Raw genomic sequence first — 13480 nt, 5'->3', positions numbered from 1 at the left:
CCGCTGTCCGTCGAGGCTTCGGACGGGTCCGGGACACAGGCTCCGGTTCCCGTTCCCGCCGAACCCTCGGCGCTGGTCGCGGCCGAGGCGTTGACGCCCGGCGCGGACGCCGCGTCGGCGTCGGTCTCCGCCCGGCCTCTGGACGACGCCGAGCTCCAGGCCCCGGGGCCGGTCTCCGCTCTGGCGCTGACGTCGGCCCTGGACCACCCTCCCGCCTCCGCGCCGGTCTCCGATGACGCCGCGGTGCCGGTGGGGGAGAGCGCGGCGTGGGAGGCGGTGGTGGCGGCGGTCGACAGCGGCGACCCCGAGCGGGTGGCCGCGTGCGTGCTCACCCTCGACGATCGGGCGCGCCGCGAGGTGGCGGCGCTGCTGCCCGGCCACATTCCCGTGGCGCGCAGCCGCGCCGTGGCCAGGCGCGTCAAGCGCGAGGACCGGCACCGGTTGTCGAACGAGGCGGCCTGGCGGCGGCACGTCGCCCGCGCCGGCCGCGTCGTCCCCGAGGACGAGCGTTACCAGTGGGACGCCCCCTGGAGCGCCATCCGGCAGCCCATGCCCGACGAGAGCTGGGCCGGCCCGCTCCGGGTCGCCGGGGCGGGCGTCATCGGCGGCGCCGCCGCCGTGCTGGCCTGGCTCGACCGCCGCGACCTCGAACAACCCTGGAACGAGCCCGACGCCGACCACGTGGTCGAACGCGTCCTGGCCGAGCGCCCGCCCGCCTGGCAGGCGGATTTCGCCGTCCGCGCCGCGCTGCGGCTGAGGCCGGTCCCGCGCAGCGGCCGCCGCGCCGTCTCGGGGGCACGGCTCGCGCTGGCCATGCTCCGCCGCAGCGGCGTCACCCCGCCCGAGCACGACCCGCTCGTGCTGGCCTGGGCGGGCGCCGTGCCCACCGCCGCGACCCTGCGCGACGACCCGCTGCTCGGTCACCTGCTGCCCCGGTTGTTCGAGGCGGAGGGCGTCGGCGCCGTCCTGCGCGACGAACCGGCCGGCGAGCCGCCGCCCGCCTCCTGGCTGGCCGCCCTCACCGAGCTGGAACGCACCGGCCGGATCGGCCGCGACCAACTGCTCGACGGCTGCCTGCGGCGGTTCCTGCGCGGCGGCGCCGCCCCCGACCTGCGCTTCTTCGTACGCCTGCACGAGCTGCTCGACCCGTCCGCCGACGAGGTGCGCGCACGGCGCCGTGACTACCTGCGGCTGCTGCCCGCCGCGCCCGGCCCGGTGGCCGAGATGGCGCTCCGCCACGTCCGCCGCCTCGGCGACCTCGATCCCGCCGACCGTACGGAGGCCATGCGGGCGCTGCTGCTCAGGAGCGAACGCAAGCTGGTGACCGCCGGGCTCGCCTGGCTCGACCAGACGGCCCGTGACCCGGCCGCCGACCTGGACGAGCTGGCCCCTGCGCTGGCGTACGCGTTCGCCTGCGAGTCGTCCGACGTGCAGGGGCGGGCGGTGCGGATGGCGGTCAAGCACGCCAAGCGGTTCACGGCCGTGGGCGCCGGGGCCATCAAGGACGCGGTCGGCGTCCTGCCGCCGGAACTGGGCGAGACCCTGGTGGCGTTGTTCGGCGGGGAGGCGGCCGAGGACGCCGCCGGCGGGTTCACGCCGGCACCGCTGCCGGAGCCCCGCCGGTCGGGGCCGTTCGCCGCGCCCGTGGCGACCGTCCGGGACCTGGACGACCGCCCCGACGGCTCCTCGTGGGAAGCGGCCGAACGCTGGCTCGCCGGCATCGTACGGCTGCACGCGGACGACCCGGACGCGCTCGCCGCCCGCCTGGCGGCCGAGCCCGTGCGCCCGCAGCCGCCCACCGGCCCGTGGACGAACGTCGCCCGCTGGTCCGAAGAGATCGCCCGCCTGATCGTCACCAGCGACACCGCGCCGGCCGCCGTACGGGCCGCCGGAGCCACGAGCCGGCTGGGCGAACTCGTGTGGCCCGTCGCCGGAGCCGGGAACCGGCCGGAGCGGCTCGCGGAGCCGGCGGAGGCGAACACGCCGTCCGAGGCCACGCGGCGTGGTGAGTCGCGGTTGCCCGCGGACGCGCCGGCCCCGCACCTGTTCCTGCTGCGGCGGTGGGCCGAGGTGTACGACGCGATCGAGGCGGAGGCGCTGCCGCCGTACCTGCTGGCCGAGCCCACCGCCGACACCGGCCACCTGGACGCCGCCGACCTGGTGGAGCGGCTCGCCGGGTACGAGCGCGACGGGATCGCGCCGCTGCCCGCCGACCTGCAGCAGGCGCTGCTGCGGCTGCCCCGCGAGATCCCGCCGGACGTGGCGCGGCGGGCCGCGCGGCTCACCTCCGAGGCGGGCCGGGCGGCCGCTCACTGGATGAGCGGGGGACGGCCGCAGGCGGCCACCTCCGAGATCACCTGGAGGTTCGACTCCGGCGGGACGCTCCGCCTGGTGCCCCGGGTCCAGGTCACGGCCCCGTCCGGGCTGCCGCTGGTGGACGCCCTGCTCGCCGACCCCGGCGAGTGCTCTCTGGACGACTTCGGCGACACCCTGCGGTGGTGGCCGTATCTGATGCCGTCCGACCGGGAGGTCGCCGCCGCCCACCTGGTCCCGCACCTGGCCGACCTGTGGGACCCGGCCGGCGTCGAATCCTCCGTGGCGTGGGCGCTGGTACGGACCGGCGGCCCCGCGGGCGAGGCCGTCGGGCTCGTGCACGCCTACGTGCTCGGCGAACGGGCGTGGAGCACGCCGGAGGAGCGGGCGCGCGTCGTGGTCGAGCCGGCCGCCCGGGGAGACCTCGGCGCCGAGGCGCTGGGACGCCGGCTCGCGCTGCTCGTGAACCTCACCTGGGTCAAGCCGGGGCCGGTGTTCGAGGCCCTGGAGGCGGCGGCCTCGCTCGGGGCGCACCGGGAGGTGTGGCAGATCATGACGAGTTTCCTGCCCGCGTTCCTGCCGGGCCCGGCCAAGCGCCCCACCACCCGGCACGCCCAGGCCCTGGCCTTCGCCGTACGCGCCGCGCAGTGGGCCGGGGCGCGGGGCGCCCTGCCCTGCGTCACGGAGATCGCCGAACGCCGGGCGTCGAGCACCTTCGTCCGCCACGCCCGCCGGCTCCACACCTACCTCACCTGACGCGGCGCCGTCCCCGGGAGACGTCTCGGGGACGGCCGGCGGTCAGAGGTAGAGACCGGTGGAGTCGTCGGTGGGGGGCGGGGCCAGATCGCCGCCGGCGCGGAGGGCGTACAGCTGGGCCAGGGTCGCGCCTGACGGGCCGATGCCCTCCGAGGAGCCCAGCCAGGCGACCGCCTCCTCCTTGCTCAGGGGCCCGACCTCGAGCTGCGCCAGGCAGCGGCCGGGGCGGACGACGGCGGGGTGGAGGCGGGTGAGGTCCTCGTTGGTGGTGATCGCCACCAGGACGTCACGCCCCTGGCCGAGCAGGCCGTCGGTGAGGTTGAGCAGGCGCGAGAGGCCCTGCCCCGCCTGCGCCTTCGCCCCCGCGCTGATCAGCTCGTCGCAGTCCTCCAGCACGAGCAGCCGCCAGCGCTGCGTCTCCTCGTCGGTGTCGTAGCCGACGGCCACCTCCATGAGGTATCCGGGCTCGTTGAACAGCCGCTCCGGATCGAGCACGCAGTCGACCTGGCACCACTCCTTCCACTGCTTGGCCAGCGTGCGCAGCAGCGTCGTCTTGCCGGTGCCCGGCTGGCCGTGCAGGAGGATGAGACGGCCGTTCACATCGGCCGGGGTGATCGACATCAGCCGGTCGAGCGTGGGACGCACCTTGGCCGAGTAGTTCTTGCCGATCTCCGCCCAGGGCTGCGCCGTGATCGGCTTCTCCGAACGCGTGCCGCCGTGCGTCCCGCGCCACCAGAAGCCCATCTCCACGTGATCGACGTCGGGCGCGGCCTCCTCGGCCCCCTCGATGCTCTCCGCGAGCACCGACTTGGCGAGGTCGTCGCTGATCGCCGTCACGCTGACGGTGGCGGTGCGATTGCGGTGGCGTACGACCCGGAGGGTCCAGCCGTCGCCGGCGATGAGCCGCGACTCCGAGCCGTCCTGGATCCGCGCGGCGCGCAGCAGCCGCCCCTCGGCGGGGCTGAGCGGGGCCTCGGGGCGTACACGCTCCAGGTTGGCCAGGCGCGACCACGGCTGAGCCCCCGTGGCGAAGGGCGACAACGCCAGCGCGTCGATGACGTCGACGGCCGAGTCGGTGTCGTCGAGCCAGATGTTCATCGGGACACCGGAGGAGTCGGAACTCGTGGACGGCACCTCCCTCATCACAGACATGAAGCTCATGATCTCCCCCACGTGGCCGGATGTCGAAGCATTTGATGGAAAAAGTGCGTCATCCCGCCATTCGTGCGGACCGCTTGCTCCTTCTTCCCCACGGCCGCCAAGATCCACCGGTACCTTGTGTCGTCGGGTCAAATCACTCCTTACGCGGAGGTATCGGGGAAGTGTCGAAGGTCACGTTCCGTGAGCGGGTGCGGTACTGGTTCGACAACACCATGTCGAAGGGCACGGCCTCGCTGATCGGTTGGCTGGCCGTGGTCTCCGTGGCACTGATCGCGATCACCGCCGCGCTCACCCTGTGGCTGGCGCCGGGCGAGCCCGAGGGCGTGAGCCACGCGGGCGAGGTGTTGTGGATCTCCCTCATGCACGCGCTCACCCCGAGCAAGGTGGCCAGCGACAAGGGCTCCGTCGCGTACATGACGGTGATGTTCGCCGGATCGCTCGGCGGCATCTTCATCGTGAGCATGCTCGTCGGCCTGTTGTCCAACGGGCTCAAGGAGAAGGTGGACCGCCTGCGCCGGGGCCGCTCCCGGATCGTCGAGTCGGGGCACACGGTGGTGCTCGGCTGGTCCGACCAGGTGTTCACCATCGTCGGCGAGCTGGTCAAGGCGCACGCCAGCCAGAAGGGCTCGGTGATCGCCGTCCTGGCCGACCGCGACAAGCTCGAGATGGAGGAGGCCATCCGCGAGCATGTCGACCTCGGCAGGACCCGCCTGGTGTGCCGCACCGGACGCCCGACCGAGCCGCACGACCTCGCCCTGATGAACCTCGCCGCGGCCAACTCGGTCGTCGTGCTCTCGCCCGACGGCGAGGACCCCGACGCCCACGTGATCAAGATCCTGCTCGCCCTGGCCAAGCGTGAGGGCACGCACCCGCCCGTGGTCGCGGCGCTCACCTCCAGCCGCAACATCGCCGCCGCCCGCCTGGCCGGTGGCCCCGACGTGCACCTGGTCGACTCCGACGACACCGCCTCCCGGCTCATCGTGCAGTCCTCGCGCCAGTCCGGCATGTCCGTGGTCTGCATGGACCTGCTCAACTTCGACGGCGGCGAGATCTACATGCGCACCCCGAAGAAGCTCGTCGGCGTCACCTACGGCGAAGCCCTGCACGGCTACCAGACCGCCTGCGTGATCGGCCTGCGGCGGCCGTCGGGCGTCGTGCTCAACCCGCCCATGGACACCGTCATCGACGCGAGCGACCAGGTCATCGTCATCGCCCACGACGACTCCCACGTACGCCTGGCCGCCGGCATGCCGTCCGTGGACGAGTCGGCCATGGTCACCCCGCAGGCGCCGGCCGCCCGCGAGCCCGAGCGCATGCTCCTGCTCAACTGGAACGGCCGCGCCGAGCAGATCGTCCGCCACCTCGACGGCTACGTCACCCCGGGCGCGGTCCTGGAGATCGCCGCCGACCACCCCAAGGCCGGCACCGACCTCGTCGGCCTGAAGAACCTCACCGTGAACGTCAAGGACTGCGACACCACCGACAGGTTCGCGCTGGAGTCGCTCGGCGTCGGCCTCTTCCAGCACGTCATCGTGCTGTCCGACGACCGCTTCGACGCCCACCACTCCGACACCCGCACCCTCATGACGCTGCTGCAGCTGCGCGACATGCAGCGCACCCTCGGCGAGCACTACTCGATCGTCAGCGAGATGCACGACGAGAACAACCGGGCCCTGGCCGAGGTCACCGAGGCCGACGACATCGTCATCAGTGACACCGTCATCGGCCTGCTGCTGGCCCAGCTCGCCGAGAACCGGCACCTGGCCGACGTGTTCGGCTACCTCTTCGACTCGCGCGGCTCGGAGATCTACCCGCGTCCCGCCGGCGACTACGTCAAGACGGGCACGAAGGTGACGTTCTCCACGATCGTGGAGTCGGCGCGGCGCCGCGGCGAGACCGCCATCGGCTACCGCGACGCCGCGGGCCGCAACGAACCGCCGCACTACGGCATCGTCCTCAACCCCGACAAGTCCGAGAGCGTCGTGCTGGGGGACAAGGACTCCGTCATCGTCCTCGCCGAGCGCTGAGCGGCTTCTCCCACCGCCGGGGTTACCGTTTGCCTGTGAGAACCATCGACTGGGTCGACGGCGCCGTCGAGCTCGTGGACCAGACGCTGCTCCCCGACAAGTGCCTGGTGCTGCGCATCCACACCGTGCGCGAGCTCGTGGAGGCCATCCGGCGGCTGGCCGTGCGCGGCGCGCCCGCGCTCGGCGTGGCCGGCGCGCTCGGCGTCGTCCTGGCCGACGGCGACCCCGAGCAGATCGCCGAGCTGCGCTCCGCCCGTCCCACCGCGGTCAACCTCGCCTGGGGCGTCGACCAGGCCGCCGCCCGCCTGCACGAAGGGCGCGAGGCGGTGCTCACCGCCGCGCTGCGCGTGCGCGACGACGACATCGCCGCCTGCCGGGCCATGGGCGAGCGCGGCGCCGACCTGCTGGAAGGCGACCGGCTGCGCGTCATGACCGTGTGCAACAGCGGCGGCCTGGCCGCCGTCGAACGCGGCACCGCCCTCGGCGTCGTCCAGACGCTGCACGAGCGCGGGCGGCTGGCCGAGGTGCTCGTGCTGGAGACGCGGCCGCTGCTGCAGGGCGCCCGGCTCACCACCTGGGAGCTGGCCAGGATGGAGGCGCCGCACCGGCTCATCGCCGACGCCGCGGGCCCGTACCTGCTGGCCAAGGGGGAGGTCGACGCCGTGCTCATCGGCGCCGACCGCATCGCCGCCAACGGCGACACCGCCAACAAGATCGGCTCGTACGCGCTCGCCCTCGGCGCCGAACGCGCCGGGGTGCCGTTCGTCGTGGTCGCCCCCGAGTCCACGATCGACCCGCGCACGCCGACCGGCGACCACATCGAGATCGAGGACCGCGGCGCCGAGGAGATCGTCACCGTCAGGGGAGTGCGCCTGGCCCCCGAGGGCACCCAGGCGCTCAACCCGGCCTTCGACGTGACCCCGCACGACCTCATCACCGCCATCGTCACCGAACGCCGCGTGATCCGCCCGTAGAGCAAATTCTCCGATCCCCAGGTCCCCGTCCATTACCCGCGTTACCCTCCGTAGAGGAAACCGTTACTCTCGGAGAGCATCGTGGACCTGATGGCACGGCAGGACTGGAACGCGCGTGAACCGCGCGGGGACTACACCCAGCTCGAAGACGCCAAAGGCGTGAAAGTTCACTACACGGGCGGCTGGGTCGACCCCCGGGTCGTCGCCGATCACGCAGGCTGCGTCGACCTCGTGCGTTCCATCCAGCGTTACCACATGGACGTCAACGGCTGGATTGACATCGGCTACTGCGTGGACGAGAAGACCGAGATCCTCACGCGGCAAGGCTGGAAGTCGTACCGAGAACTCCGGGCCGGCGACATCGCGCTTACGCTCAACCACGAAACGGGCATGTCGCAGTGGCAGCCGGTGCTGGAGGTGTGCGTGTTTCCCGCCATGGAGCGGGAGATGATCCGGATGGAGGGCGTCTGTCACTCATCCCTGACCACTCCCCATCACCGCTGGCCTGTGGAACGTTACCGGCGACGTACCGGCACCGGACGACGGAGAGGGGATGACGGGAAATGGCTCCGAACGGGAAAGGCGAAGCGCACGGTCACCAGCCATGAGCGGCTGTGGGTGACCACCGAGACCCTCGGTTACCGGGACCGCATTCCGATCGCGGCTCCCTGTGCTGATCTGCCCGCCGAGCCGAAATGGTCAGACGCCTTCGTGGAACTGGTCGCATGGTTCTGGACCGAGGGACACGTCAAGCGCACCCGGGCAGGAGTGTCGAGCGGCGTCACGATTTGCCAGTCGTTGAAGAGCCCATGGCATCTCATGCGCATCCGCGCCGCCCTGCACGCGGTCTTCGGGCCTTCCGTCGATCGCTTCCCCAGACAAGGGAGGGCGACCGACGGAATCCCTCGATGGAGGGAAGCAACCAACGATGATCTTGTGGAGTTCCACCTCTCGGTTGACGCAGGCCGCCGGCTGATCGAGGTGGCCCCCGGCAGGGTGCCGGCTTTCGATTTTTTGCTGTCGCTGTCCCAGTCTCAGCTCGGTCTGTTCATCGAAACCTCAATGGCGGCGGATAAAAACGGGCAATGGACGCTGTCGCAGAAAGACCGTGCGGCTGCGGAGGCATTCATGTTCGCGGTGCTGCTGTCAGGGTCGGGAGCATCGCTTCATCGCGTACACCCGAGGGGTGACACCAAGACCGAGATGTGGCAGGTCACGATTCGGCGGCAGCAGTACTTCACGCCGCGGCCGGCTGCTCAGCACAAGACCGCCGCATTTGCCATCCAGAAGGAGACGTACAACGGTCCGATTTGGTGTCCTCGAACCGAGAATGAGAGCTGGTTGGCTCGCAGGGACGGTACGGTCTACTTCACCGGCAACACGATGATCGTCTGTCCGCATCAGAAGGTGTTCGAGGGGCGGGGGCTGCACCGGCTGCCCGCCGCCAACGGGCCCGGGCTCAACGTCGGCCACTACGCCGTGCTCGGGCTCGTGGGCGAGTCCGGCCTGGTCGAGCCGCCCGACGGGATCCTGCACGGCATCCTCGACGCGGTCGAGTACCTCCGCGAGGAGGGCTTCGCGGGCAAGGAGATCAAGGGCCACCGCGACGGGTACGCGACCGAGTGCCCCGGCGTCCACCTCTACGCCTGGATCCGCAACGGCGCTCCCCGCCCGGGCGTGCCGGTGCGGTGACGAGCCGGGTGAATCCGGCGCCGGGCCACGCGAGCCCGGGGTTACTGACTCGGCGACATACCGCCTAGTATCCGAATCATGGAACTGGCAGCGGGGTTCGCGTCCACATCACGCGACGACTGGCGGTCGCTGGCGCTGGAGGTCCTGCGCAAGTCGGGCGTCGAGGCGGGCTCGCCGGAGGAGGCGCTGTCGCGCACGACCTACGACGGGCTGACCGTCGCGCCGCTCTACGACCTCGACGATCTGCCCGGCGACCCGGGCGCGCCCGCAGCGCCGCCCTACGTGCGCGGGTCCCGCGCCGCCGCCGGGTGGGACGTCCGGCAGCGGCACGCCGTGCCCGACCCCGAGGCCGTGCTCGCCGACCTGGAGAACGGCGTCACCTCGTTGTGGCTGGTCGTCGGCGACGGCGCGATCCCGGTCGACGCGCTCGCCACGGTGCTGAAGGACGTCTACCTCGACCTCGCCCCCGTCGTCCTGGAGGCCGGCCGGCAGACCGCGCGGGCCGCCGACGCGCTGCTCGGGCTGGCCGCCGCCCGCGGCGTCGCGCCGTCCGGCAACCTGGGAGCCTCCAGCGCGTACGGGCCCGCCGCGGCGGAGCTGGCCGTGCGCTGCGCCGCGGACTTCCCAGGGCTGCGCGCCGTGATGGTGGACGCGACGCCGTACCACGACGCGGGGGGCAGCGACGCCGAGGAGCTCGGCTGCTCGATCGCGCGGGGCGTGGCCGAGCTGCGGGCCCTCACCGGCGCCGGGCTCTCCGCCGAGCAGGCGCTCGGCCAGATCGACTTCCGGTACGCCGCCACCGCCGACCAGTTCGCCACCATCGCCAAGCTGCGCGCCGCCCGCCGCCTGTGGGCCAGGGTCGCCGAGGTGTGCGGCGCCCCCGAGGCCGGCGGCCAGCGGCAGCACGCCGTCACCGGCTCGGCCATGATGACCGCCCGCGACCCGTGGGTGAACATGCTGCGCACCACCCTCGCCTGCTTCGCCGCCGGGGTGGGCGGGGCCGACGCGGTCACCGTGCAGCCGTTCGACGCCTGCCTGGGGCTGCCGGACGACTTCTCCCGCCGCATCGCCCGCAACACCCAGTCGCTGCTGCTGGAGGAGTCGTCGCTCGGCCGCGTGATCGACCCGGCCGGCGGCTCCTGGTACGTCGAGCGCCGCACCGCCGACCTCGCCGAGGCGGCCTGGGCCTGGTTCCAGGAGATCGAGGCCGCCGGGGGGATCGACCGGGCCGCCGGGCTGGTGTCCGAGCGCATCGCCGCCACCCGCGCCCGCCGCGAGGCCGACGTCGCCCGCCGCCGCCTGCCCATCACGGGCGTCAGCGAGTTCCCCGACCTGAACGAGAAGCCGGTGCACCGCCGCCCCGCCCCCGTGCCGGAGGAGGGCGGGCTGCCCCGGGTGCGCTATGCCGAGCCGTACGAGTGGCTGCGCGACCTGGCGGACACGCAGCCCGAGCGGCCCACGGTGTTCCTGGCCACCATCGGGCCGCCGGCCGCCTACACCGTGCGCGCCTCGTTCGCCGCGAACCTGTTCCAGGCGGGCGGCCTGGCCACCGAGACCGCGGGGCCGGGCACCGATCCCGAGCAGATCGCCACCGCCTTCGCCGTCAGCGGCTCGTCCGTCGCCTGCCTGTGCTCCACCGACCGGCTCTACGAGCAGCACGCCGCCGCCGTGGCCGCCGCCCTGCGCAAGGCGGGCGCGAGAAGGGTGTGGCTGGCCGGCAAGGGGCAGTACGACGGGGTGGACGGCAATCTCCACGCCGGCTGCGACGCGCTGGCCGTGCTCCGCGAGACCTTCGACGACCTGGAGGTGGCCCGATGATCCCCGACTTCTCCGGCATCCCGCTGGGCGACGGGCCCGCCGCCGCGGGCCCAGGGCCACGGCCGGAGGCCGAGGTGTGGGAGACACCCGAGGGCATCGGGGTCAAGCCGCTCTACACGGCCGCCGACCTGGAGGGGCTCGACTTCCTGCGCACGTACCCGGGGGCCGCGCCCTTCCTGCGGGGCCCGTACCCGACGATGTACGTCAACCAGCCGTGGACCATCCGCCAGTACGCGGGCTTCTCCACGGCGGAGGACTCCAACGCGTTCTACCGGCGCAACCTCGCCGCCGGGCAGAAGGGCCTGTCGGTGGCCTTCGACCTGGCGACCCACCGGGGCTACGACTCCGACCATCCGCGGGTGGCGGGCGACGTCGGCATGGCGGGGGTGGCGATCGACTCGATCTACGACATGCGGCAGTTGTTCGACGGCATCCCGCTCGACCGCATGTCGGTGTCGATGACCATGAACGGCGCCGTGCTGCCGGTGCTCGCGATGTACATCGTGGCGGCCGAGGAGCAGGGCGTCGCGCCGGAGCAACTCGCGGGGACCATCCAGAACGACATCCTCAAGGAGTTCATGGTCCGCAACACCTACATCTATCCGCCGGCGCCGTCGATGCGCATCATTTCGGATATTTTCGCTTATACCAGTGAAAAGATGCCGAAATTCAACTCCATCAGCATTTCCGGTTATCACATTCAGGAAGCCGGGGCCACATGCGACCTGGAGCTGGCGTACACCCTGGCCGACGGCGTCGAATACCTGCGGGCCGGCATCGCCGCCGGGCTCGACCTCGACCGGTTCGCGCCGCGCCTGTCGTTCTTCTGGTGCATCGGCATGAACTTCTTCATGGAGGTCGCCAAGCTCCGCGCGGCGCGGCTGCTGTGGGCCAGGCTCGTCTCCGGGTTCGGCGCGAAGAACCCCAAGTCGCTGAGCCTGCGTACGCACAGCCAGACCTCCGGCTGGTCGCTCACCGCTCAGGACGTCTTCAACAACGTCGTCCGCACGTGCGTCGAGGCCATGGCCGCCACCCAGGGCCACACCCAGTCGCTGCACACCAACGCGCTCGACGAGGCGCTCGCCCTGCCGACCGACTTCTCGGCCCGCATCGCCCGCAACACCCAGCTGCTGCTGCAGCAGGAGTCCGGCACCACGCACGTGATCGACCCCTGGGGCGGGTCCTACTACGTCGAGCGCCTCACCCACGACCTCGCCGAACGCGCCTGGGCCCACATCCAGGAGGTCGAGGCGGCCGGCGGCATGGCCAAGGCCATCGAGGCCGGCCTGCCCAAGCTGCGCATCGAGGAGGCCGCCGCCCGTACCCAGGCGCGCATCGACTCCGGCCGGCAGCCGGTGATCGGGGTGAACAAGTACCGCGCCGGCGCGGACGAGACCATCGAGGTGCTCAAGGTCGACAACAGCGCCGTACGCGCCCGGCAGCTCGACAAGCTCGCCCGCCTCAAGGCCGAACGCGACGGCGAGGCCGTGCGGCGCGCCCTCGACGCGCTCACCAAGGCCGCCGGCCATCCCGCGCCGGGCCTGGAGCACAACCTGCTGAAGCTGGCCGTGGACGCCGCCCGCGTCAAGGCCACCGTGGGCGAGATCTCCGACGCGCTGGAACGCGTGTTCGGCCGGCACACCGGTCAGGTGCGTACGATCACGGGCGTGTACCGCGACGAGTCAGGCCCGGCCGAGAGCATCGAACGCGTCCGCCGGGCGTGCGCCGACTTCGAGCGCGCCGAGGGCCGCCGGCCGCGCATCCTGGTGGCCAAGATGGGCCAGGACGGCCACGACCGCGGCCAGAAGGTGATCGCCACCGCCTTCGCCGACCTGGGCTTCGACGTCGACGTCGGCCCGCTGTTCCAGACGCCGGAGGAGGTCGCCCGGCAGGCGGTCGAGGCCGACGTGCACATCGTGGGCGTCTCGTCGCTGGCCGCCGGTCACCTGACGCTGGTGCCCGCGCTGCGCCAGGCCCTCGCCGAGCTCGACGCGGGCGACATCATGATCGTGGTGGGCGGCGTCATCCCGCCCGGCGACCACGACGAGCTGCGCGCCGCGGGAGCCGCCGCGATCTTCCCGCCCGGCACGGTGATCGCCGACGCCGCCCTCGACCTGCTGGAGCAGCTCAGGGCCCGTCAGTAGGCCGCCTGGTCGCACATCGTGATTGTGATCGTCCGCTGGAGGGCTATGGGGGCGGTGATCCGCAGCGTGACGCTGTGGCTGCCGCCCGTGCTCCTCAGGGGGCGCGGCGCGGCGAGGTGGCGGCGGCCGTTCTCGGCGATGAGCGCCGTCGAACGGGCGACGTCGGCGCCGTCGACGACCCAGGTGTAGTCGAAGCTCGTCGCCTCGCCCGTCCGCCGTACCAGGGCGCGCAGGGTGACCTTGCCGCCCGCCCAGCAGACGCCGTCCCTGGTGCCGGCGGGGCGCACGTTGGCGATCGCGAACCCGCCGACGGCGCCGTCCGCCGGGGTGTCCCCGCCGGTCCCGTCATCGGCGATGGTGCTGGGGGTGCCGTCCGTCTGCGGGCTCGGCGGCGCCGTACGCGTGGCCGTCCGTGTCGGACCGGCCTGCGGCGTCGCCGGGGGAGCGTCGTCGACGACGGCGAGCTTGGCGGTCATCGACGTCGGCGTCGTCGGGGTCAGCCACAGGATCGCCCCGCCCAGCACGACCACGCACAGACCGGACGCCACCGCGACCAGCACCGTCCTGACCCGCCGCCCACGCCCCTCACCACGAC

8 protein-coding genes are annotated in these 13480 nt (G+C 72.6%); 6 read left to right on the top strand and 2 right to left on the bottom strand.

All coding sequences use genetic code 11. The features are described from left to right. The coding region (locus C1J01_RS50485; protein ID WP_181449207.1) for a DUF6493 family protein at nt 1-3069 on the top strand (3069 nt) is incomplete at its 5' end. Between the two features lie 42 nt (nt 3070-3111). On the opposite strand, the gene C1J01_RS38725 is transcribed toward C1J01_RS50485, so the two are convergent. Then, nucleotides 3112-4221, bottom strand: coding sequence for a DUF5925 domain-containing protein (locus C1J01_RS38725; protein WP_111183934.1), 1110 nt, complete (start codon nt 4219-4221; stop codon nt 3112-3114). A gap of 170 nt (nt 4222-4391) precedes the next feature. On the opposite strand from C1J01_RS38725, the gene C1J01_RS38720 reads away from it, so the two are divergent. The 5 genes from C1J01_RS38720 (at nt 4392) to scpA (ending at nt 12885) form a co-directional block, all read left to right on the top strand. Further along, nucleotides 4392-6257 carry a CASTOR/POLLUX-related putative ion channel gene (locus tag C1J01_RS38720; RefSeq protein ID WP_111183932.1) on the top strand — a complete coding sequence of 622 codons (1866 nt, stop codon included), beginning with the start codon at nt 4392-4394 and terminating at the stop codon, nt 6255-6257. Between the two features lie 35 nt (nt 6258-6292). Then, nucleotides 6293-7231: an S-methyl-5-thioribose-1-phosphate isomerase gene (mtnA, locus tag C1J01_RS38715; RefSeq protein ID WP_111183931.1), complete on the top strand. Its 939-nt coding sequence runs from the start codon at nt 6293-6295 to the stop codon at nt 7229-7231. 90 nt (nt 7232-7321) lie between these two features. Continuing rightward, on the top strand, nt 7322-8923 hold the full coding sequence (locus C1J01_RS52655; protein WP_438943175.1) for a hypothetical protein: 1602 nt from the start codon (nt 7322-7324) through the stop codon (nt 8921-8923). A gap of 78 nt (nt 8924-9001) precedes the next feature. Further along, complete coding sequence (locus C1J01_RS38700; RefSeq protein WP_111183930.1) at nt 9002-10741, top strand: methylmalonyl-CoA mutase family protein; 1740 nt, start codon at nt 9002-9004, stop codon at nt 10739-10741. Then, entirely contained in the window at nt 10738-12885 is a 2148-nt protein-coding gene (gene scpA / locus C1J01_RS38695; RefSeq protein WP_111183929.1) for a methylmalonyl-CoA mutase, read from the top strand. The genes C1J01_RS38700 and scpA overlap by 4 nt, the downstream gene beginning before the upstream one ends. Here the strand turns inward: scpA and C1J01_RS50480 are convergent. Continuing rightward, on the bottom strand, nt 12879-13480 hold a 602-nt coding region (locus tag C1J01_RS50480; protein ID WP_438943174.1), incomplete at its 5' end, for a hypothetical protein. The genes scpA and C1J01_RS50480 overlap by 7 nt on opposite strands.

Source organism: Nonomuraea aridisoli (assembly GCF_003236395.1).
Classification (GTDB): Bacteria; Actinomycetota; Actinomycetes; order Streptosporangiales; family Streptosporangiaceae; genus Nonomuraea; species Nonomuraea aridisoli.
Note: the sequence above shows the minus strand (reverse complement) of the source record. Positions and strands in the feature narration are given on the sequence as shown.